General features: G+C 71.5%; 20 protein-coding genes and 1 pseudogene. 13 read left to right on the forward strand and 8 right to left on the reverse strand.

Going from position 1 to position 19952, the window contains the following annotated elements; genetic code table 11:
• Positions 1 to 11: 11 nt before the first annotated feature.
• The 3 genes from ACFZDA_RS34325 (at position 12) to ACFZDA_RS34335 (ending at position 3709) form a co-directional block, all read left to right on the forward strand.
• Complete coding sequence (locus tag ACFZDA_RS34325) at positions 12 to 680, forward strand: TetR family transcriptional regulator (RefSeq protein ID WP_391089198.1); 669 nt, start codon at positions 12 to 14, stop codon at positions 678 to 680.
• An 82-nt stretch (positions 681 to 762) separates the two neighbouring features.
• On the forward strand, positions 763 to 1812 hold the full coding sequence (locus ACFZDA_RS34330) for a substrate-binding domain-containing protein (protein WP_391089200.1): 1050 nt from the start codon (positions 763 to 765) through the stop codon (positions 1810 to 1812).
• A 460-nt stretch (positions 1813 to 2272) separates the two neighbouring features.
• Positions 2273 to 3709 (forward strand): aldehyde dehydrogenase family protein, encoded by a 1437-nt coding sequence (locus ACFZDA_RS34335; protein ID WP_391089201.1) that lies wholly within the window; start codon positions 2273 to 2275, stop codon positions 3707 to 3709.
• A 213-nt stretch (positions 3710 to 3922) separates the two neighbouring features.
• Here the strand turns inward: ACFZDA_RS34335 and trxA are convergent, their stop codons facing one another.
• The gene (gene trxA, locus ACFZDA_RS34340; RefSeq protein WP_020273887.1) at positions 3923 to 4315 is read right to left on the reverse strand and encodes a thioredoxin; all 393 of its coding nucleotides are present in this window, start codon (positions 4313 to 4315) and stop codon (positions 3923 to 3925) included.
• 118 nt (positions 4316 to 4433) lie between these two features.
• Between trxA and ACFZDA_RS34345 the strand changes: the two genes are divergently transcribed.
• A complete protein-coding gene (locus ACFZDA_RS34345) occupies positions 4434 to 5864 on the forward strand; it encodes an FAD-dependent oxidoreductase (protein WP_391089203.1) in 1431 nt (476 codons plus the stop codon).
• A 102-nt stretch (positions 5865 to 5966) separates the two neighbouring features.
• Here ACFZDA_RS34345 and ACFZDA_RS34350 read toward each other — a convergent pair whose 3' ends face one another.
• Entirely contained in the window at positions 5967 to 7559 is a 1593-nt protein-coding gene (locus tag ACFZDA_RS34350) for an ATP-binding cassette domain-containing protein (protein ID WP_391089205.1), read from the reverse strand.
• A gap of 155 nt (positions 7560 to 7714) precedes the next feature.
• Positions 7715 to 8359: a peptide deformylase gene (locus ACFZDA_RS34355; RefSeq protein WP_391089207.1), complete on the reverse strand. Its 645-nt coding sequence runs from the start codon at positions 8357 to 8359 to the stop codon at positions 7715 to 7717.
• 152 nt (positions 8360 to 8511) lie between these two features.
• Between ACFZDA_RS34355 and ACFZDA_RS34360 the strand changes: the two genes are divergently transcribed.
• Positions 8512 to 9921, forward strand: a complete 1410-nt coding sequence (locus ACFZDA_RS34360; RefSeq protein WP_391089208.1) for a PepSY domain-containing protein — start codon at positions 8512 to 8514, stop codon at positions 9919 to 9921.
• Positions 9922 to 9988: 67 nt separating this feature from the next.
• On the opposite strand, the gene ACFZDA_RS34365 is transcribed toward ACFZDA_RS34360, so the two are convergent.
• Positions 9989 to 10279: a tetratricopeptide repeat protein gene (locus ACFZDA_RS34365; protein ID WP_391089362.1), complete on the reverse strand. Its 291-nt coding sequence runs from the start codon at positions 10277 to 10279 to the stop codon at positions 9989 to 9991.
• 233 nt (positions 10280 to 10512) lie between these two features.
• Between ACFZDA_RS34365 and ACFZDA_RS34370 the strand changes: the two genes are divergently transcribed.
• Positions 10513 to 11478, forward strand: coding sequence for a pirin family protein (locus ACFZDA_RS34370; RefSeq protein ID WP_391089210.1), 966 nt, complete (start codon positions 10513 to 10515; stop codon positions 11476 to 11478).
• A 270-nt stretch (positions 11479 to 11748) separates the two neighbouring features.
• Here the strand turns inward: ACFZDA_RS34370 and ACFZDA_RS34375 are convergent, their stop codons facing one another.
• Positions 11749 to 12255, reverse strand: a complete 507-nt coding sequence (locus ACFZDA_RS34375) for an NUDIX domain-containing protein (protein WP_391089212.1) — start codon at positions 12253 to 12255, stop codon at positions 11749 to 11751.
• A gap of 229 nt (positions 12256 to 12484) precedes the next feature.
• Entirely contained in the window at positions 12485 to 13393 is a 909-nt protein-coding gene (locus tag ACFZDA_RS34380; protein ID WP_391089214.1) for a LysR substrate-binding domain-containing protein, read from the reverse strand.
• 134 nt (positions 13394 to 13527) lie between these two features.
• Here ACFZDA_RS34380 and ACFZDA_RS34385 point away from each other — a divergent pair, with 134 nt between their 5' ends.
• The 4 genes and pseudogenes from ACFZDA_RS34385 (at position 13528) to ACFZDA_RS34400 (ending at position 15544) form a co-directional block, all read left to right on the forward strand.
• The gene (locus ACFZDA_RS34385; RefSeq protein ID WP_391089216.1) at positions 13528 to 13746 is read left to right on the forward strand and encodes a DoxX family protein; all 219 of its coding nucleotides are present in this window, start codon (positions 13528 to 13530) and stop codon (positions 13744 to 13746) included.
• Positions 13747 to 13824: 78 nt separating this feature from the next.
• Positions 13825 to 14007, forward strand: a pseudogene (locus ACFZDA_RS34390) (hypothetical protein); the annotation flags it as partial.
• 117 nt (positions 14008 to 14124) lie between these two features.
• Positions 14125 to 14790 (forward strand): nitroreductase family protein, encoded by a 666-nt coding sequence (locus ACFZDA_RS34395; protein WP_391089364.1) that lies wholly within the window; start codon positions 14125 to 14127, stop codon positions 14788 to 14790.
• Between the two features lie 94 nt (positions 14791 to 14884).
• Positions 14885 to 15544 (forward strand): MSMEG_1061 family FMN-dependent PPOX-type flavoprotein, encoded by a 660-nt coding sequence (locus tag ACFZDA_RS34400; protein WP_391089218.1) that lies wholly within the window; start codon positions 14885 to 14887, stop codon positions 15542 to 15544.
• Positions 15545 to 15807: 263 nt separating this feature from the next.
• On the opposite strand, the gene ACFZDA_RS34405 is transcribed toward ACFZDA_RS34400, so the two are convergent.
• On the reverse strand, positions 15808 to 16008 hold the full coding sequence (locus ACFZDA_RS34405) for a hypothetical protein (RefSeq protein ID WP_391089220.1): 201 nt from the start codon (positions 16006 to 16008) through the stop codon (positions 15808 to 15810).
• A gap of 127 nt (positions 16009 to 16135) precedes the next feature.
• On the opposite strand from ACFZDA_RS34405, the gene ACFZDA_RS34410 reads away from it, so the two are divergent.
• Positions 16136 to 17344: a beta-propeller fold lactonase family protein gene (locus ACFZDA_RS34410; protein ID WP_391089222.1), complete on the forward strand. Its 1209-nt coding sequence runs from the start codon at positions 16136 to 16138 to the stop codon at positions 17342 to 17344.
• 49 nt (positions 17345 to 17393) lie between these two features.
• Here the strand turns inward: ACFZDA_RS34410 and ACFZDA_RS34415 are convergent, their stop codons facing one another.
• On the reverse strand, positions 17394 to 17915 hold the full coding sequence (locus ACFZDA_RS34415) for a nitroreductase family deazaflavin-dependent oxidoreductase (protein ID WP_391089224.1): 522 nt from the start codon (positions 17913 to 17915) through the stop codon (positions 17394 to 17396).
• A gap of 185 nt (positions 17916 to 18100) precedes the next feature.
• Here ACFZDA_RS34415 and ACFZDA_RS34420 point away from each other — a divergent pair, with 185 nt between their 5' ends.
• Positions 18101 to 19189, forward strand: a complete 1089-nt coding sequence (locus ACFZDA_RS34420) for a SpoIIE family protein phosphatase (RefSeq protein ID WP_391089366.1) — start codon at positions 18101 to 18103, stop codon at positions 19187 to 19189.
• A gap of 34 nt (positions 19190 to 19223) precedes the next feature.
• Complete coding sequence (locus ACFZDA_RS34425; RefSeq protein WP_391089226.1) at positions 19224 to 19766, forward strand: MarR family transcriptional regulator; 543 nt, start codon at positions 19224 to 19226, stop codon at positions 19764 to 19766.
• Positions 19767 to 19952 lie beyond the last annotated feature (186 nt).

Raw genomic sequence — 19952 nt, forward strand, 5'->3', positions numbered from 1 at the left:
ACGCTGGCTTCATGGCCACCGTTCCGCCCTCCCTCCCGACGCCACAGGAGTCCGTCGGCCACCCTGAGCTGCTCCAGCTGGGCACCGCCCTGGAGCCCGACGAGCCGTGCCTGCGGGCCGACGCCGCGCGCAACCGGGCCCGGCTGCTGGAAGCCGCCGCGCGGCTGGTGGCGGAGCGCGGCGCGGACGCCGTGACGATGGAGGCGGTGGCCGCCGAGGCCCGCGTGGGCAAGGGCACGGTCTTCCGCCGGTTCGGTGACCGCACCGGCCTGCTGACGGCGCTGCTCGACCACTCCGAGAAGAAGTTCCAGGCCGCGTTCCTCGCCGGGCCGCCGCCGCTCGGACCCGGAGCGCCGGCCGTGGAGCGGCTGCGCGCGTTCGGCCGCGCGATGCTGCGCCGCTCGGCCGAGGAACTGGAGCTGCAACTGGCGGCCGAGCCGGGCGCCAGCCGCCGCTTCACCACCCCGCCCCGCCGCGTGCTGCGCCACCACGTGGCCATGCTGCTGCGGCAGGTCGTCCCGGAGGCGGACTGCGAACTGCTCTCCCACACCCTGATGGGCCAGCTCGACCCGGCGCTGATCCACCACCTGACCAGGCAGTGCGGGATACCCCTGGCCCGTCTGGAGGATGCCTGGGCCGACCTCGTCGACCGGGTGACGGGCACGGCCGCCGGCGGCTGAGCGCCCGTCCGGGGCTCCCGTGACCGCTCACGGCTTCCTCACAACTCCCCCGCCCGACAAGCGCATTGGGGCTTCTGCCAAGATGCCGTACGTCATGGTGCAGATACCCAAAACGCCCGCGCCCCCGTCACCCGCACCGCTGCGCTCCGTGCCCACGAGCGCCGATGTGGCCCGCCTGGCCGGCGTCTCGCGCGCGACCGTCTCCTACGTCCTCAACAACACCAGCGCCGTACGGATCAGCGAGCCCACACGCCGCCGGGTCCACGAGGCCGCGAGGGAACTCGGGTACGTCCCGCATGCGGCGGCCCGCAGCCTGCGTGCCGGGCACAGCCGTATGGTCCTGATCCCCGCGCCGACCTTCCCCGTCGGCCCGCTCTACAGCCGGTTCCTCACCGGCCTCCAGGGCGCGCTCGGCAGCCTGGACTACACGGTGGTGCAGTACGGCACCGGCGGCCCGCACGGCGACGAAGCCGCCCGCGCCTGGGCCGAGCTGCGGCCCGTGGCGGTGCTCGTGCCCGGTTCCGGGCTCGGCCCGCGCGGGGTGGCGGTGCTCAAGCGCTCGGGGGCGCGGGCCGTGGTCACCCTCGGCCCCGAGACCATCGAGGGCGCGCACGCCCTGCTCATGGACCACGACGTGGTCGGGCACAGCGCGGGCTCTCACCTCTACGACCGGGGCAGGCGCCGTATCGGCGTCGTCGTCCCGCAGGAACCCGGCCTGGAGGCGTTCTCCGCGCCCCGGCTCGACGGTGTGCGCCAGTCCCTGCGGGGCACCGACGCGACCGTGACCGAGCTGCCCCTCGCGTACGACGAGGAGGCCGCCGCGCGTCTCGCCGCCCGCTGGCGGGGCCTCGGCCTGGACGCCGTGTTCACCTACAACGACGAGTACGCGATGCTGCTCATGCGGGCCCTGAAGGACGAGGGCATCCGGATCCCCGAGGAGACGGCCGTGATCGGCGCCGACGACCTGATGCTCGGCCGGCTGCTGCGGCCACGGCTCAGCACGGTCCGCCTGGAACTGCCCTCCGGCCGGGAACTCGCCGAACTGGTCGACCGAGCCGTGCGCAAGCCCGGCACCGAGCCGGAGACGCACAAGGTCCTGGGCGCGACGGTGCTGCACCGCGAGTCGAGCTAGGTGTGCTGTCCGGGCAGCGTTTCCCGACCGGCTGGACTGGTACCGACCTGCCCGGACAGCACACCTGGCGAGTCGAGCCGGCCGCCCGGCCGGGGTGGGGCGGCGGCCGGTCGGGTTCGCGTTGTCACTGGACTCGGTGACCGGCTCGCCATCGCAGGGCGACGGCACGCGACGGACCGGTTGTGTGCCGGCCTGCGCCTGCGTGTACGGGTTGCACGTGGACGCGGCCGGCGGCGTCGGACCGCACCCGCCGCAGGAGGCCGGTCAGCCGGCTCGGCGCCCCGCAGTATGGCTAGGATGTTGCATGCTCAACAAAATGGGGACGCGTACGAACGCCGCCGCGGCACGCACCGCTGCGGCCCGGTCGGCGCGTCCCGCCATGTGACCGCCGAACCGGCCGCGCACGCACGGGAGTTCCGCTCGCCCCGTCAGCCGGTGACCGATCGATCGGAGAGCCGTCATGCCGTTGCTCGACACCAGGACCTGGCAGCCCCAGACCCTGACGGGCCCCGGGTACACCGTCACCGAGCCCGCCACCGGCCAAGCCCTCGGCACCCTCGCTCTCGCTGGCCCGAAGGACGTCGAGGCCGCCGCCGAGAGGGCCGCCGCAGCCCAGCGCGAGTGGGCCCGCGCCCCGCACTTCGCCCGGGCCGCCGTGCTCCGCAGGGCCGGTGACCTGTTCACGGAACACACCGCCGAACTGCGCGAATGGCTCATCCGCGAGTCCGGGTCCGTCCCCGGCAAGGCCGACTTCGAACTGCACGTCGCCGCCCAGGAGTGCTACGAGGCCGCCGCACTCGCCTCCCGCCCGGCCGGCCAGGTCCTGCCCAGCGAGGCCCCGCGCCTGTCGTACACGCGCCGCGTCCCGGCCGGTGTCGTGGGCGTGATCTCCCCGTTCAACGCCCCGCTGATCCTGTCCATCCGCTCCGTCGCACCGGCCCTGGCCCTCGGCAACGCGGTCGTCCTCAAGCCCGATCCGCGCACCGCCGTCTGCGGAGGGCTGTCCCTCGCCGCGGTCTTCGCCGCCGCGGGCCTGCCGCAGGACCTGCTGCACGTGCTCCCCGGCGGCCCGGACGCCGGACAGGCCCTGGTCGCCGACCCGCGCGTGCCGGTCATCTCCTTCACCGGATCCACTCCCGCCGGGCGGGCCGTGGGCGAGGCGGCCGGCCGCCACCTCAAGCGGGCCCACCTGGAACTCGGCGGCAACTCGGCCATGATCGTGCTGGCGGACGCCGACCTCGACGCGGTGATCTCCACCGCCGCCTGGGGCTCGTTCTTCCACCAGGGCCAGATCTGCATGACGACCGGACGCCACCTGGTGCACGCGTCCCTGTACGACGAGTACGTCGAGCGGCTCGCCGCCAAGGCGGACTCGCTCGCCGTCGGCGACCCGTACCGCGAACAGGTCCACCTGGGCCCGATCATCGACTCCGGCCAGCTCGCCAAGATCAGCGGCCTGGTCGAGTCCAGCCAGGCCGCCGGCGCCAAACTCGCCGCGGGCGGCACCCACGACCGGCTCTTCTACCGGCCCACGGTCCTCGCCGGCGTCGGCGACCACACCCCGGCGTACACGGAGGAGGTCTTCGGGCCCGTGGCGCCCGTACGCTCCTTCACCACCACCGACGAGGCGGCGGCCCTGGCCGCACAGAGCCCCTACGGACTCTCCCTGGGCATCGTCACCCGCGACCCCGCCCGCGGCCTGGACCTCGCCGAGCGCATACCGACCGGCATCGTCCACATCAACGACCAGACCGTCAACGACGAGGCCGTGGCACCCTTCGGCGGGGTCGCCGCCTCCGGCACCGGCGCCCGCTTCGGCGGCGAGGCCAACCTGGAGGCCTTCACCGAACTGCGCTGGACGACGGTACGCGGAGACGTGGCCCCCTACCCCTACTAGGCCCTGTCGTCACATTCCCGCCTGCCCCGCGACGCCATGCACGCTCCCCCACTGCCTTAAGGGCGTGGGAGGTGCCCCCACTCGCCGCACCGGGCACAGCCCCACGTACAACCAGTACGCGGGCCTGCGCCCGGCACGGCGAGAGCACGCACCCGACGCCGCGGGGCCCGCCCTTCGGGCGGACGACGGGAATGTGACGACAGGGCCTGGTCCTCAGCCCTGCGGCGCCTGCTGGCCCTCCTGGGCCTGCTGCTCGGCGATCGCCTTGCGGACCTCGTCCATGTCGAGATTGCGGGCCTGCCCGATGACGTCCGTCAGGGCGGCCTCGGGCAGGGCGCCCGGCTGGGCGAACACGGCGACCTGGTCACGGACGATCATCAGCGTCGGAATCGACTGGATACCGAAGGCCGCGGCCAGCTCCGGCTGCGCCTCGGTGTCCACCTTGCCGAACACGAGGTCAGGGTTCTCCTCCGCGGCCTTCTCGTAGACCGGCGCGAACTGCTTGCACGGCCCGCACCAGGACGCCCAGAAGTCGATCAGGACGAACTCGTTGTCCGTGACCGTCTGGTCGAAGTTCTCCTTGGTGAGCTCCACGGTGCTGCTCATGGCGTAAATCCCTCTTCCTGGTGTGGGTCAAGCCGTCGGCACAACACGGCCGACCTGGTACGTATTCCGCGCCCCTACCCGTGTGGCCAGGGCGCACACCACCCACCAGACTGACCCCATGACGGAAACGGAAACCAACGCGTACGACGTCGTGGTGCTCGGGGCCGGGCCCGTGGGGGAGAACGTCGCCGACCGCACCCGCGCGGCCGGTCTGACCACCGCGGTCGTGGAGAGCGAACTGGTCGGCGGCGAATGCTCGTACTGGGCGTGCATGCCCAGCAAGGCCCTGCTGCGGCCGGTCATCGCCCGCGCGGACGCCCGCCGCGTGCCGGGCCTGAGCCAGTCGGTGCAAGGCCCCCTCGACGCGTCCGCGGTCCTCGCCCACCGGGACTACTACACCTCGAACTGGAAGGACGACGGCCAGGTCGGATGGCTCGACAGCATCGGCGCCGACCTGTACCGCGGCCACGGCCGCCTCACCGGCCCGCGCACGGTGACGGTCACCGGCCCGGACGGCGCTGACCGTGTCCTGACCGCCCGGCACGCCGTAGCCGTCTGCACCGGAAGCCGCGCCGCCCTGCCCCGCCTGCCCGGACTCGACGAGGTCCGGCCGTGGACCAGCCGGGAGGCCACCAGCTCCAAGCACGTGCCCGGCCGCCTGATCGTGGTCGGAGGCGGCGTCGTCGCCACCGAGATGGCCACCGTCTGGCAGGCCCTCGGCTCGAAGGTCACCATGCTGGTGCGCGGCAAGGGCCTGCTCGCCCGGATGGAGCCCTTCGCCGGAGAACTCGTCGCCGAGGCGCTCACCGAGGCCGGCGCCGACGTCCGCACCGGCACCTCGGTGGAGTCGGTGACCCGCCGGAACGGCACCGTCGTCGCCGTCACGGACACCGGCGACCGCTTCGAAGCCGACGAGATCCTCTTCGCGACCGGCCGCGCACCGCGCACCGACGACCTCGGCCTGGAGACGCTCGGCCTGGAACCCGGCTCGTGGCTCGACGTCGACGACAGCCTCCGCGTCACCGGCCACGACTGGCTGTACGCGGTCGGCGACGTCAACCAGCGCGCCCTCCTCACCCACCAGGGCAAGTACCAGGCCCGCATCGCGGGCGCGGCCATCGCCGCGCGGGCCACCGGCGAGAACCTCCTCGCCGAGCCCTGGGGCGGGCATGCCGCGACCGCCGACCACGCCGCCGTCCCGCAGGTGGTCTTCACCGATCCGGAGGCGGCGGCCGTCGGCCTGTCACTCGCCGAGGCCGAAGAGGCGGGGCACCGGGTGAAGGCCGTCGACGTGGACCTGTCCACCGTCGCGGGCGCGGGCCTGTATGCCGACGGCTACAAGGGCCGCGCCCGCATGGTCGTGGACCTGGAGGACGAGATCCTGCGCGGGGTGACCCTCGTCGGCCCCGGCGTCGGCGAGCTCATCCACTCCGCCACGATCGCCGTCGCCGGCCAGGTCCCGATCGGCCGCCTGTGGCACGCCGTCCCCTCGTACCCGACGATCAGCGAGGTGTGGCTGCGGCTGCTGGAGGCCTACCGCGACGCCTGACGTCCGGGCCGTCAGGACGTCCTGCCCGTCCGGCTCCGGGGCGGTCCCGCCAGGCGCGGGACCGCCCCCGGATTTCCGGCGGCCGGTCGGGATCCGACAGGATCACGCGTGCGCCGGCACCACCAGTTCCCGGTAGTCGTCGCTCCACAGGTCCTCCTCCGCCTCCGGCAGCAGCAGCACCCGGTCCGGCCGCAGCGCGTCGACGGCGCCCTCGTCGTGCGTGACCATGACGATCGCGCCCGGATACGTGCCCACCGCGGCCAGGACCTCGGCGCGGGAGGCCGGATCGAGGTTGTTGGTGGGCTCGTCGAGGAGCAGCACGTTCGCGCCCGAGTGCACCAGGCCCGCCAGGGCGAGCCGGGTCTTCTCGCCGCCGGACAGGACACCGACGCGCTTGCCGGCGTCGTCGCCCGAGAACAGGAACGCCCCCAGGACCTGGCGCACTTCGCCGTCGGCGAGGTGCGGGGCGGCACCCGCCAGATGCTCACGCACCGTCAGTTCCGGGTCCAGCGTGTCGTGTTCCTGGGCGAAGTAGCCGAGGCGCAGCCCGTGCCCGTGGACCACCCGGCCGCTGTCCGGCGTGTCCTGCCCGGCGAGGATCCGCAACAGGGTCGTCTTCCCCGCGCCGTTGGGCCCGAGCACCACCAGGCGGCTGCCCCGGTCGACGGCGAGATCGACACCGCGCAGGATCTGCTGACCGCCGTAGGACCTGGTCAGGCTGACCGCGCCGAGCGGGATCCGGCCACAGGGCGCCGGCTCGGGCAGCCGGATCCTGGCCGTCTTCTCGGCGCGCCGGGCCGGTTCCAGGTCCGCGAGCATCCGGTCGGCGCGGCGGGCCATGTTCCGCGCGGCCACCGCGGTCGAGACCCGGGCCCGCATCTTGCCGGCCTGGGCGTGCAACGCCGCCGCCTTGCGCTCGGCGTTCGCCCGCTCGCGGGCCCGTCGCCGCTCGGCGGCGTCCCGCTGGGCCAGATACTCCTGCCAGCCGGTGTTGTGGACGTCGAGCGCGGCCCGCCCCGGATCCAGGTGGAAGACCCGGTTCACGGTGGCGGCCAGCAGGGACGTGTCGTGACTGATCATCACGAGCCCGCCCTGGTAGGCGGTGAGGAACCCGCGCAGCCAGGCGACCGAGTCCGCGTCCAGATGGTTCGTCGGCTCGTCCAGCAGCAGCGTGCCGTGCCCGGCGAACAGGATGCGGGCCAGCTCCACGCGCCGGCGCTGACCGCCCGACAGGGCGCGCAGCGGCCGCTCCATCAGCCCCGTAGGCAGTCCGACCCCGGCGGCGACCCGGGCGGCCTCCGCCTCGGCCGCGTATCCGCCGCGCGCCTGGAACTCGGCCTCGGCCCGCACATAGGCGTTCATCGACCGCTCCGTCCCGTCGGCCATCGCGGTCTCGGCGCGGCGCAGCGCCCGTACGGCGTGGTCCAGGCCGCGCGCGGACAGGATCCGGTCGGTGACCGTGACCGACTGGTCGGCCGCCCGCGAGTCCTGCGGGAGATGACCGACGTCACTGGTGCGGGCGACGGTCCCGGCGGCGGGCCGCAGGGTGCCGGCCAGGGTGTGCAACAGGGTCGTCTTCCCCGCGCCGTTGCGGCCGACCAGGCCGATGCGGTCGCCGGGGGAGACATGGAAGGAGATGCCGGACAGCAGCAGACGCGCGCCCACGCGCACGTCGACACCACGAACGGTGATCATGAGAAAACGCTCCGAACAAGCAATCCGAACAAGCAAGAGGACACACGGGTGGCGTGGAAGCGGGTCCTCGGCTAGGAAATTCGGGGCGTAGACATGGACGTCACGGTAACGGAGAGGCCCCGCCGGGCGCCTCCCGATTTCGGCGGCAGCCGGCGTTACGGCAGCTCGAAGCCGAGTGCCCGCGCGGCCTCCTCCGGCGTCGGCTGAGCCCAGCGCTCCGTCACCGCCTGGTTGGACGACAGCGAACGCGACTCGGCCCGGTCGAGATACAGGACCCCGTCGAGATGGTCCGTCTCGTGCTGCACGATCCGCGCGGGCCACCCCGTGAACACCTCGTCCAGCGCCTGCCCGTGCTCGTCCTGCCCGGTCAGCCGCACCTCGGCGGGCCGTGCCACCACCGCCTGCCAGCCCGGCACGCTCAGACAGCCCTCGAAGAACGCGGCCCGCGCGCCGGCGACGGGCTCGTAGACGGGATTGACCAGCACCCGGAACGGCTGCGGCACCCGTCCGCGCGCCAGCCGCACCTCCTTGGGCACCGGCGCCGGATCCTCGATCACCGCGATCCTGAGCTCCACACCCACCTGCGGCGCCGCCAGACCGACCCCGGGCGCCGCGCGCATGGTGATCCGCAGGGCCTCGATGAACCGGGCCAGCAGCGCGGGCCCCAGTTGACCGTCGTACGGCTCGGTGCCGCGCCGCAGCACCGGATCGCCGGCCGCCACGATGGTCAACGGGCCGTCATCGGCGAGGAGTTCCTCGACCCGCTCGGCCAGGGGTGCGCGATCGCTCGGAGTTCCCATCGCGTCAGGATGACATGGCACCCCCACTCTCGTGTGTCACACGTCACACGCACTCCCCGGGAACTGGACGCCCCTTCGGCCCGACTACCGCACCGCCAGCCCGACCACGTGCACCGCAACGGCCACCACGACGTCCCCGGGAGAATCCGCCGATGACCACCGCTCCCTCGACCACCACGGACGAGGCACCGCCACCCGCCGCCCCGGCACCGTCGAAGAACAGCTGGGCCCCCCTGCGCCCGCTGATCCTCCGCCTGCACTTCTACGCCGGGGTACTGGTGGCGCCGTTCCTCCTCGTCGCCGCCACCACCGGCCTGCTGTACGCCGCCTCCTTCCAGGCCGAGAAGATCGTGTACGACCACGAACTGACCGTCCCCGCGGGCGAGCGGAAGCTGCCGATCAGCGAGCAGGTGGCCGCCGCCCGCGAGGCCCACCCCGAGGGCACGGTCTCGGCCGTACGCCCCTCACCCGAGGCGGACGCGACGACCAGGGTGATGCTGTCCGGTGTCCCGGGCGTCGACGAGGGACACACGCTCGCCGTGTTCGTCGACCCGTACACCGCGACGGTGCGCGGTGCACTCGACCAGTACGGCTCGACCGGCGCGCTGCCCCTGCGCACCTGGATCGACGAGTTCCACCGGGACCTGCGCCTGGGCGAGCCGGGCCGGCTGTACAGCGAACTGGCGGCCAGCTGGCTGTGGGTGATCTCGGCCGGCGGACTGGTGCTGTGGTTCTCCCGCCGCCGTGCCCTGCGCAAGGTGCGGGGCACGAACGGACGGCGCCGCACCCTCGGGCTGCACGGCACCGTCGGCGTGTGGGCGGCGGCCGGGTTCTTCTTCCTCTCGGCGACCGGCCTGACCTGGTCGGCCTACGCCGGGGCGAACATCGACGAGTTGCGGACCTCGCTGGGTCAGGCCACCCCGGCGGTGTCGGCGTCGGCGAGTGGCGAACACGCCGGCCACGGCTCGGCCGCAGGGCAGGCCCAAGACGCCGCACACGGGGTGGGACTCGACACGGTCCTGGCGGCGGCGCGGGCCGAGGGTCTGGGCGACCCGGTGGAGATCGTGCCGCCGGCGGACGCGCGGTCGGCGTACGTCGTCCGGCAGGTGCAGCGCAGCTGGCCGGAGAAGCAGGACTCCGTCGCGATCGACCCTGGCAGCGGCGAGGTCGTGGACGTGGTGCGGTTCGCCGACTACCCGGTGCTCGCGAAGCTCACCCGGTGGGGCATCGACCTGCACACCGGCATCCTGTTCGGCCTCGCCAACCAGCTCGCCCTGATGCTGCTCGCGCTCTGTCTGACCCTGCTGATCGTGTGGGGCTACCGCATGTGGTGGCAGCGTGGCCGCGGCACCGCCTTCGGCCGCCCGGTCCCACGCGGCGTCTGGCAGCAGGTGCCGCCACAGATCCTGGTGCCGCTGCTGGCGGGCGTCGCCGTACTCGGCTACTTCCTGCCCCTGTTCGGCGTCCCGCTCGCGGCCTTCCTGGCCGTCGACATCCTGCTGGGGGAGATCGCCTACCGACGGGGGCGGCGGACGTACGGGGCGGGGACGCCGGCGCAGTAGCCGACCGGGCGGCGCGCAGGTGCCCGGCTCCCCATGGAGAGCCGGGCACCGTCAGGGTACGTACCGGTCAGCGCTGCTCGAAGTCACCCGCGAGCGCCGAGGCGATCCGCAGATGCGGCTCCGCCTCCTCGTGCCGGTTCTGCCTCTGGAGCGTGCGGCCGAGCATCAGCCGGGCGTAGTGCTCGACCGGGTCCCGCTCGACGATCGTCCGCAACTCGGCCTCCGCGCGGCGCAGTTGGGCCGAGTGGTAGTAGGCGCGCGCCAGCAGCAGCCGGGGCCCGGTCTGCTCGGGCACCTCCTCGACCAGCCCGCCCAGGACCCGCGCGGCGGCGGCGTAGTCCTTGGCGTCGAAGAACATCTGCGCGCGCTCCCAGCGCTCCGCCGGTGTCCCGTGGGCGTAGTACGTCGCGTCGTAGGTCGTGTTCACTCGTGCCTCCTTCGACGCCGACAACGGAACGGGTTGGTTTAATATTCCACTACTGAGTCGGCTGGTACTCGCCGAGGGCGCCAGGTTCGGTCGTGCCGGGACGCCCGGCCATGGCCCGGATGACGCGCTGACGCGGGCCCTCCCGCCGGACTAGGTTGTGCGCCATGAGCAATCTTGAACGCGAGGCGGCTCCCTCCCTGTGCGGCGGCCGCGGCTTCGTCGTAGCCGAGCCGGTTCGCGAACTCCTCAGTCCGCGCCACGTCAAGCTGGGCGAATCCAGCGAGGTCCGCAGGCTGCTGCCCAACCTCGGCCGCCGCATGGTCGGAGCCTGGTGCTTCGTCGACCACTACGGCCCCGACGACATCGCCGACGAACCCGGCATGCAGGTTCCGCCGCATCCCCACATGGGCCTCCAGACGGTGAGCTGGCTGCACGAGGGGGAGGTGCTGCACCGCGACTCCACCGGCAGCCTCCAGACCATCCGGCCGCGCGAACTGGGCCTGATGACCTCGGGCCGGGCGATCAGCCACTCCGAGGAGAGCCCCCGCTCGCACGCCCGTTTCCTGCACGGCGCGCAACTGTGGGTCGCCCTGCCGGACGGCCACCGCCACACCGACCCGCGCTTCGAACACCACGCCGACCTGCCGGTCGTCACGGCACCCGGCGTCAAGGCGACGCTGATCCTCGGCGACCTGGACGGCGCGACCTCACCCGGCACGGCGTACACCCCGATCACCGGCGCCGACCTGGCCCTCACCCGAGGCGCGGACGTACGCCTTCCCCTGGAACCGGACTTCGAGTACGCCGTCCTGTCCATGTCCGGCGAGGCCCATGTGGACGGCGTCCCGGTCCTGCCCGGATCGATGCTCTACCTCGGCTGCGGCCGCAGCGAACTGCCCCTGCGGGCGGAGTCGGACGCGGGCCTGATGCTCCTGGGTGGAGAGCCGTTCGAGGAGGAACTGATCATGTTCTGGAACTGGATCGGGCGGTCCCAGGAGGAGATCGAACAGGCGCGTAGGGACTGGATGGGAGGGACACGGTTCGGCGAGGTGAAGGGCTACGACGGCGACCCGCTGCCGGCCCCCGAGTTGCCGCCGACGCCTCTGAAGCCACGAGGAAGGGTCCGCTGACCTGCGGGGATGTTGGACTGCTCGGCGACGGGTGGGCGACTTGCCGTCGTGCGTTGTCTGCTGCCCGTCGACCGCTCTCGGGAGGGCGGCGGGGCGTGCTGCAGGCCCGATGTGCGGTGCTGGGCCATTCCAAAGTCGGCTGTCTGTGGGCGGCTGTGGCGGGACGGTTGCCAACCCAACGCCAACTTTACTGATGCGGCGTCAGTTAGTTGCGGGGGTCAACCTGTGGCAGTCCTCTGCCGACCAGGAGAACCAGAACCCAACGAAGCACTACCAGGCCGTGTCCGGGCGATCTTGCAGGGCCTTGGTGATGAGGTCGTGGATGAGGTATTCGCCGGGGGCCCGGTTCTCCTTGAGGCGGGGCAGGTCGTCGGGGCCGAACCAGTCGTAGGCGGTGTGCTTGGACCATTCCATGACGGGATGGTCCAGGTCACCGTCGACCTCGACGAGATAGTCGGCCTCGTGCCGTGTTCCGTCCCCGTCGTCGCCGGTCCAGGTGGTAATCCCCAGGAGGCGCTGGACGCGGCGCAGGTGCCACCCGGTCTCCTCATCGACCTCGCGGGCGAGGGCGTCCAGCAACGATTCGCCGGGCTCGACGTGACCGCCGACGATGTCCCAGCAGTCCGGGAAGAGCCGCCGGTGAGGGCTGCGTCTCTGGGCGAAGGCTTTGCCATCTTGGTTGAGGATGACCGCGCCGACCGCCCAGAGTTCGCTGTCGGCGGGGACCGGAATCTCGACGTCGGCCTCCACGGCCACGCGCTGCTGATCGTCTGACATGCCCTCACTGTAGGACCGCGTCCGGCCGCTGGCCTGGAACATTGTCCGGAGCATGATGGTGCGGGGGAGATCTTCCGGATGGGCAGTGGGCGCGGCTTGAACGGCTATTGCCGGCGGGCGACAACCGGTGGGGGCGGTGGCGGGACCACCGGCAGGTGATCAACACCCCCGGACAGCAGGCGGATTGCACAGCGCACCGCGGCTGCTGCAATCAGTGTCGCCCGGGTGATCAGGTGGTGGTCGTCTCTGGCAACGGCCTATCCAGGCAGCAGTGGACGAAGTCCTGCACGACGGGGTTGCCGTCGTCGGCGACGGCCCAGGCGACGCCCACCTGACTGGGGCTGACGCCGCTGACGGGGCGGTAGGTGATGCCGGGCCGGGCATAGAAGCGAGCGGCAGATGCCGGGGCGAGGGCGATGCCGTAGCCGTTGGCTATGGCGCTGAGCCAGTCGTCCGGTTGGTCCGTGACGGCGCCGATGCGGACCGGGTGGCCACCGCGTTCATCGGTGGCCAGCCATTGGTCTCGCCACCAGCCTGTTTCAGGCGGAGCGGCAACGAACGGCTCATCCCACAGGTCGCGGAACGGGATCACGTCGCGCGCTGCGAGAGCGTGTCCCTCGGGGAGGGCGACCCAGCGGGGCTCGGTGAAGAGTACCGCCGTCCGCAGAGTGTCCTGGCCAGGGAAGGGCAGCCGCAGCAGGGCGACGTCGACGTCTCCGTCGGCGAGCCCGGCGCTCGGATTCGACCAGGTGGCCTGCCGCATATCCACCCGCCAGCCTGGCCGACGCCGGGAGAACTCCGCGATGATGCGCGGGGTCGCCTCGTTGGCGGCACTGGCAATGAAGCCGACCCGCAGCAAGCGGGCTGCCCGGCCGGCGGCGCTCTTGGTCTCCCGCAGCACCTGGTCCCAGTCGGCTAGCAGCGCGGGCACCCGCTCTGCCAGGGTCCAGCCCGGTTCTGTGAGGGTCATGCCGGTGCGGGACCGCGTGAACAGTCGCACTCCGAGCTGGATCTCCAGTCGCTTGATCTGTTTGGTGAGCGCCGGCTGGGACACGAACAGTCGTTCTGCGGCTCGGCTGAGGGTTCCCTCCTCCGCTACAACGATGAAGTAGCGCAGCAGCCGCGTGTCCACATCCATGCCTCCAGGTTATAGAGACAGGTATTGGACGCCGCTCAAGGGCTCGGGAAGGCTTGTCGAGGTGAGCGCGCAGGGCTCGCCAACCTCATGGGCGCTCGGCTGAAAGGCGAGGCACATGCTCACCGGGTACGCGGTTGTGGCTCGCTGCGCTCAAAGCCGCTGGAGTCGCCGGTCTCCTACTCGGACTCATGGGTGTCCCGGTCATCGGCGTTGCCGCCGCGACAGGACTCGTCCTGTTCTTCATCGGTGCCACCGCCGCGCACATCCGTGCTCGCGTGTACTACAACATCGCTTTTCCTGGCGGCTACCTGGTTCTGGCGGCAGCGTCTCTCGTGCTCGCTGTCGCGCGATGAACGTCAGAGTGCCGCGCGAAAGGCGGGCGTGTGGCGTTCGCGGGAACGTCACCGTGACGGCTGGGCGAAGGCCTCGGGGTCAGGGCTGCCGACCGCACAGCGTCCGGGCCACGGCTCCTTGCCGAAGGCTCGACGCTACCCGGATTTCGGGTGGTCGCCGCGATCCCGGGACGGGAGCTGGTCCTCCAGGGACGCCATCGTTTCTCGTCCTACGCCCTGATCTTCCGCCTCGAACACGTCGGTCCGGGGAGATCGCGGCTAGGTGGCGTGGCGACAAGAGGGCTCTGTGCTTACCTCTGCAATGCCCTCCTCTGTTGCCTTCTTGCGTGCTGAGGACGGTGGAGAGGTGGCTGTCATTGGATGAGAGGACGGGAGAACGTGGATGTGTATGAAGCCGTGGACAGTCGCCGGGCCGTGCGGGCGTTCAGTGATGAGCCGGTACCCAAAGACATACTCGACCGAGTGCTGGCCGCAGCGACACGGGCACCGTCGAGTGGGAACCTCCAGCCGTGGCACGTGTATGTCGTGACCGGCGAGCCCTTGGCCGAACTGAAGAGGGACGCGACGGCCAGGGCACTGGCGGGAGACCCGGGTGACGAGCGGGAGTATCCGATGTATCCGGCCGAACTGACCTCGCCGTATCTGGACCGCTTTTCCGCCGCTGCCGCCCAGCGGTACCAAGCGCTGGGAATCGAGCGCGACGACCCCGATAGGCCCATGAAGATCGCCGCCTTGAACTCGGAGGCCTTCGGGGCGCCGGTCGTGCTGTTCTGCTACCTCGACCGGACGATGGGGCCCGGACAGTGGGGGGACGCGGGGATGTACTTGCAGACGGTCATGCTGTTGCTGAGGGCGGAAGGGTTGCACAGCTGCCCCCAGGTGATGTGGACGATGTATCGCAAGACCGTCAGCCAGATAGTCGGAGCGGATGACGGCCTCGTACTGTTCTGCGGTGTCTCGGTGGGGTTCGAGAAGGAAGGCGTGCCCCGGCTGCGCACCGGACGAGCGGATGTGACGCAAACAGTCAGCTTCATCGGAGTGTGACGGCTGGGTGGTGGATCAGCATGCGCGACCGTCTCGATGTCCCCGCACTCACCGACCAAGGTCAGTCGCAGGTCGGCCGATTAGGGTCGGTGGCATGACGACATCCCTTGCCAGCAGTGCATTCGACTCGCTCCGCCTCGACGCCGTGCCCGACCAGGACGCGTTGCGCCGGGTCTACGAACTGCCCAAGGACACGGCCATACGCAAGCAGATGACCGAACTCACCGAGCAGACCCAGCGGTTGATCGGATGCTCGTCGCTGGTCTTGGTCGCCAGCGCGGACGCCGACGGCAACTGCGACGTTTCCCCGCGCGGCGGCCCCGCAGGGTTCGTCGCCGTCCTGGACGCACGGACGGTGGCGATACCGGACGCAACCGGCAACAAGCGTCTGGACACGCTGCAGAACGTCGTCGCCACCGGACGGGCCGGGCTGCTGTTCGTCATCCCGGGGCGCACCACGACGCTCAGGGTGAACGGCCGGGCCTGCGTCTCCACCCGCCCGGAGCTGCTGTCGCAGCTGACCGCCGTGGGCAAGCCGCCGGCCAGTGCGCTGGTGCTGGGGATCGAGGAGGTCTATCCGCACTGCCCCAAGTCGTTCCTGCGCAGCGGGGCCTGGAAGCCGGAGCAGTGGCTGTCGGCAGACGCCCAGCCGACCTCGGCCGAGGTGACCCTGACCCAGCTGCGGATGCCGGGGCTGACGATCGCTGACGTCGAGCAGGCGGAGGCGGATTCGCTGAAGTACCGGTACGAGTAACGGGCCGACCTGCGCTTGCTGAACCACCAGCCCGCCGAACCCCAGGCCAGCGCGCCCCGAGATCAATCGCGGGGCGGCCCTAATAGGGACGGCCGTGCCCGGCAGCTCGTAGAGGCTGAGATTCCATGTTCGGCCTCCGCCCTTCGGGACCTGACCGTGCCCTGCACGATCTCACCCGCGACCGGCTGTCTGTGTGCACCGGCTGAGGGCACGGCGGGAGGCGAAGTCCTCCCCGCCCGGGCGCGGTCCACGCGGGCGCGCGGTCACTGGCCGCAGGTGGATGCGGGCATCGAGGCCGGTGCCGTCGTGGTGGGAGTCGCAGGAGCGCCAGAAGCGGTCGAAGGCGCGAGATTGTCGATGATCTGCTCCAGGGCGCCGGGGATCGCCCACACGGGGCCGGCGGGAGGGCCGGTGATGTCGAGGGCGACGTACTGCTCGGCGGCCAGTGGTTCCCACCTCGCCACACGGTCGGCGAGGACGGCGGATCTTACGAGAACCTGACGTGCCCCGAATCCTCCTCCGCACCGGTGTCACCACAGGCAACTCTGGACCCGTCCACCGACCGGTGGCGCAAGGCCCGAGGAGGAGTTCATGAGCAGGCACACCAGGCGCAGGTCGCCGCTACAGGTCCGGTTGCTGACCGCGGGGGCCGGGATCCTGGCTGCCGCGGCGGCCGTGGCGACGGTGACCGTGGCCTCGGCCGGCGAGCCCGGCGGCCGGGCCGAGGCGTCCGCGAAGGCCGACCACGCCGTTTTCGTCCAGGGCAACGAACTCGACGGCAACTCCATCCACGTCTTCAAGCGCGGCGAGGACGGTGCGCTGACCGCCGCCGGCCGCTATGCCACGGGCGGCAAGGGCGGCGACCAGGTCGACGCGCCCACGGACTCGCTCGCCTCCCAGGGCTCCCTTGTCTATGACGAACGGTCGGGCTTGCTGTTGGCGGTCAACGCGGGAAGCGGCACGGTGACCTCCTTCCAGGTGCACGGCCAGAAACTGACACACCGGCAAGTGGTCGACTCCGGCGGGGACTTCCCCTCGTCGATCGCGGTGTCCGGCAACCTGGCCTACGTCATGAACGCGGGCGGTGACGGAAGCGTGCAGGGCTTCCGGATCGACGCCAAGGGGCTGAAGCCGCTGCGGGGTTCCCACCGTTCGCTCGGACTGGACAACGACAAGGTGCCGCTGTTCAGCAGTTCGCCCGGCCAGGTCGCCTTCACCCCGGACGGCCGGTCGCTGGTCGTGACCACCAAGTCCGCGAACACCATCGAGGTCTTCCCGATACGGCACGACGGACGCCCGGCCCACCGCGCCGTCGTCAACGACTCCGCCGGCGGGGTGCCCTTCGCGATCACCTTCGACCGGGCGGGCCGCATGCTGGTGGCCGAGGCCAAGGACTCCACCGTCAGCACCTACAAGGTGCGCCCCGACGGCCGCCTCAAAGTCGTCCAGCGGCCGTTGCCCAACGGGCAGGACACGTTGTGCTGGCTGGAGCGTGCCGGTGAGTTCTTCTACGGCGGCAACACCGGCAACTCCACCGTCACCGGCTACCGCGCCGACGGACGTGGCAGGCTCACGCTCACCAACGACGTCGGCATCGCCACGCCGCCGTCGGCCAAGTCCCAGGGGGTCATCGACCTGGCTGTGACCCAGGACGAGCGGTTCCTGTACGTGCAGAACGCCGTCTCCGGCACGGTCGACGGCTTCCGTATCGGCCGGGGCGGTTCCCTGACCAAGGTCACGACCGTCACGGGACTGCCCGCCTTCGCGGAGTCCGGCATGGAGGGCATCGCCGCCGTGTGAACGAAGGCGGTCACCGCGCCCCGGCGCCCCGGACGTCTCGTCCGGGGCGTCACGCGCGCCCGCGCCCCTGTCGGCGCGACCCGTCGGCGCTCTCGAGCCGTACGAAGGGGACGGCTCGCCCCGCCTCGCGAAGCGACGCCTCGCCGCCGTCATGGGGAAGCCCCATGAACGCGCACAGCCGACGGGCCGTGCGCGGGTGCCGGCGGGCGTAGTCGGCCATGACCTCGGCGCCTTCGTCGGGTGAGAGGAAGCGGGCGGTGACGGCGCGCGAGTGGTTGCGGAACTGGAGGATCGTCTTCGGCTGCGCCTGCAGGTTCTGGTACCAGTCGGCCTTCGGTCCGAAACCGGAGGCGACGATCCAGCTTTCGCCGTCCGGGTCGTAGGACACCACTTCGAGGACTGTCATGCGGTCGTGGCCCGTGAGGCGGCCGATGTGGTGCAGCAGGAGGAAGCGCTTCCCGAAGACGGGGCCCAAGCCGACCCGGAAGAGCAGGATCGGCAGTCGCAGAGTCAGGCGACGCCACCCGGTGGGGAGTTGGGGGCGGTGGTGTGCGGTGTCTCTGTGCGTCATGGTCGCCTTCCGTGCGTCTTCCGTGCGTCGGGAATGTCGGCTCTCGGACTCGATTGGGTAAAGGGGCAGTGGCGAGTGAGGTCTCACACGGACAACCTTTGCATAGTCTAAAGGTGGGGAGGGGCGCCTGCGGCGACAAGACGGGGCGGCTCTCGAGCGTCCACGACACACCGCTGGAGTACGCCATGGCCGACCAGAACCCGTCGAGAAGCTGGACTCTGCTGTCCCGCATGCCGATCGTGGTGATGGCCGTGGTGGCGGTCGCTGACGTCGTGGCGGGGCCGGGTGTGGGGTTCCTCCCGCTGGTCTCGCTCGGCCCCGCGTTCGCCGGGCTGGTCGGAGGGTGGCGTCGCACGGCGGTGTTCGGAGTGGCGGCGCTGCTGCTGTGCGTGGCACTCGGCGTGTACGACGGGCTGTTCGAGGAGCGTCGGGGCTACTCCGCGCTGGCGTCGGTGGCCGGTGTGACCGGTGTCGGTGTCGCGGCGGCCGTGATGCGCTCGCGCCGGGAGGTGGAGCTGGCCAGTATGCGGTCGATCGCGGAGGTCGCCCAGCGGGTGTTGCTGCGGCCCGTGCCGTTGACCGCGGGGCCGCTGCAGGCGGCCGTGTCGTACACGTCGGCCGTCGCTGAGGCCCGTATCGGGGGCGATCTGTACGAGCTGGTCGCTTCGCCGCACGGCATCCGGGTCATCGTGGGCGATGTCCAGGGCAAGGGCCTGGCCGCGGTGGAGACGGCGGCCGTCGTCCTCGGGGCTTTCCGGGAGGCGGCGCACGACGAGCCGAGCCTGGTCGGGCTCGGCGAGCGCCTGGAGCGCAGCATGACCCGGGAACTGGAGGGGGAGAAGTTCGTCACCGCGATCCTTGCCGAGATCGGCACGGGCCACGACGCCGTCTTCCTCAACTACGGCCATCCGGCCCCGATGGTCGTACGCCGCGACGGAACCGTCGAATTCCCGGAGCCGCCCGCCTACGCCCTCCCGCTCGGGCTGGGAGCGCACGGCGGCGAGTGCCCGGATCCCTATCGGGTGGACTTCGCCCCCGGTGATCAACTGCTGCTGTACACCGACGGTGTCACAGAGGCCCGCGACGACAGTGGCCGCTTCTACTCCGTCGGCGAGCGAGCGCATCTGCTGAAGGAGCGCGACGCGCACCGGGCCCTGGAGGCACTGCGTGCGGATCTCGCCCAGCACGCCGGCGGACCGCCCCACGACGACGCCGCGATGCTTTTGTTGCGCTATCACGGTCATGGGCAAGGAAAATCTCTTCCCCTCGCGTGAGTGAGCACGACCTTCGGCACGATAGAAAGGACGTATGCCGGAGCGTGAGACCCCTGCGGGGGTGATGGACGATGTGGATGTGGTGACTCGGTCGGTGCTGACCGCGTCCCGGCTGCTGGTGGCGGTCTCCGCCCGTTCCCTCGCCGAGGTCGAGGAGCGGGTGACGCTGCCGCAGTTCCGCATGCTGGTGGTGCTGTCCACGCGCGGGGCGACCAAGTTGGTCACGCTCGCCGACCTGCTCCAGGTGGCCCCCTCCACCGCGATGCGGATGGTCGACCGGCTGATCGCGGCGGGGCTCGCGGACCGGCAGTCCAACCCCGACAACCGCCGGGAAACGCTGTTGCAGCTCACGGACGAGGGGCGGCGCACGGTCGAGGACGTCACCGGCCGGCGTCGCGCGGAGATCGCAGCGATCGTCGAACGGCTCACTCCGACGCAGCGGCTGGCGCTCATCGAGGCCCTGGCCGCCTTCAACGAGGCCGGGGGAGAGCCCCTCGCACCGGCGCAGGCGCTGGACGGTGCGGAGCCGCACCCGCTGGGCTGGGCGGTGGATCTGCCGGTGGGCCGCGACGCCTGACGCGCGCTTTATCCGACCCGCTCTCCTCAGCACCCCACATCTTTTGCATAATGCAAGGGAGTCGTGCAGGAGTGTGGCCCTGCTGCCGGATGCCGTCGGCGCCGGCCGCATGAGCACGCGTCCGGCCGAGGGCGGTGCGGGGCCTCCGCCGACAGGTGAGGACGACGGTCGCGGAAGGACGCTGGG

This window comes from Streptomyces sp. NPDC007991 (assembly GCF_042958445.1).
Classification (GTDB): domain Bacteria; phylum Actinomycetota; class Actinomycetes; order Streptomycetales; family Streptomycetaceae; genus Streptomyces.

Coding starts and splice junctions, on each gene's coding strand:
- ACFZDA_RS34325 (WP_391089198.1), top strand. CDS start 12: ATGGCCACCGTTCCGCCCTCCCTCCCGACGCCACAGGAGTCCGTCGGC.
- ACFZDA_RS34370 (WP_391089210.1), top strand. CDS start 10,513: ATGAGCAATCTTGAACGCGAGGCGGCTCCCTCCCTGTGCGGCGGCCGC.
- ACFZDA_RS34350 (WP_391089205.1), bottom strand. CDS start 7,559: ATGATCACCGTTCGTGGTGTCGACGTGCGCGTGGGCGCGCGTCTGCTG.
- ACFZDA_RS34410 (WP_391089222.1), top strand. CDS start 16,136: ATGAGCAGGCACACCAGGCGCAGGTCGCCGCTACAGGTCCGGTTGCTG.
- ACFZDA_RS34330 (WP_391089200.1), top strand. CDS start 763: ATGCCGTACGTCATGGTGCAGATACCCAAAACGCCCGCGCCCCCGTCA.
- ACFZDA_RS34355 (WP_391089207.1), bottom strand. CDS start 8,359: ATGGGAACTCCGAGCGATCGCGCACCCCTGGCCGAGCGGGTCGAGGAA.
- ACFZDA_RS34335 (WP_391089201.1), top strand. CDS start 2,273: ATGCCGTTGCTCGACACCAGGACCTGGCAGCCCCAGACCCTGACGGGC.
- ACFZDA_RS34375 (WP_391089212.1), bottom strand. CDS start 12,255: ATGTCAGACGATCAGCAGCGCGTGGCCGTGGAGGCCGACGTCGAGATT.
- ACFZDA_RS34345 (WP_391089203.1), top strand. CDS start 4,434: ATGACGGAAACGGAAACCAACGCGTACGACGTCGTGGTGCTCGGGGCC.
- ACFZDA_RS34365 (WP_391089362.1), bottom strand. CDS start 10,279: ATGTTCTTCGACGCCAAGGACTACGCCGCCGCCGCGCGGGTCCTGGGC.
- trxA (WP_020273887.1), bottom strand. CDS start 4,315: ATGAGCAGCACCGTGGAGCTCACCAAGGAGAACTTCGACCAGACGGTC.
- ACFZDA_RS34415 (WP_391089224.1), bottom strand. CDS start 17,915: ATGACGCACAGAGACACCGCACACCACCGCCCCCAACTCCCCACCGGG.
- ACFZDA_RS34360 (WP_391089208.1), top strand. CDS start 8,512: ATGACCACCGCTCCCTCGACCACCACGGACGAGGCACCGCCACCCGCC.
- ACFZDA_RS34420 (WP_391089366.1), top strand. CDS start 18,101: ATGGCCGACCAGAACCCGTCGAGAAGCTGGACTCTGCTGTCCCGCATG.
- ACFZDA_RS34425 (WP_391089226.1), top strand. CDS start 19,224: ATGCCGGAGCGTGAGACCCCTGCGGGGGTGATGGACGATGTGGATGTG.
- ACFZDA_RS34380 (WP_391089214.1), bottom strand. CDS start 13,393: ATGGATGTGGACACGCGGCTGCTGCGCTACTTCATCGTTGTAGCGGAG.
- ACFZDA_RS34400 (WP_391089218.1), top strand. CDS start 14,885: ATGACGACATCCCTTGCCAGCAGTGCATTCGACTCGCTCCGCCTCGAC.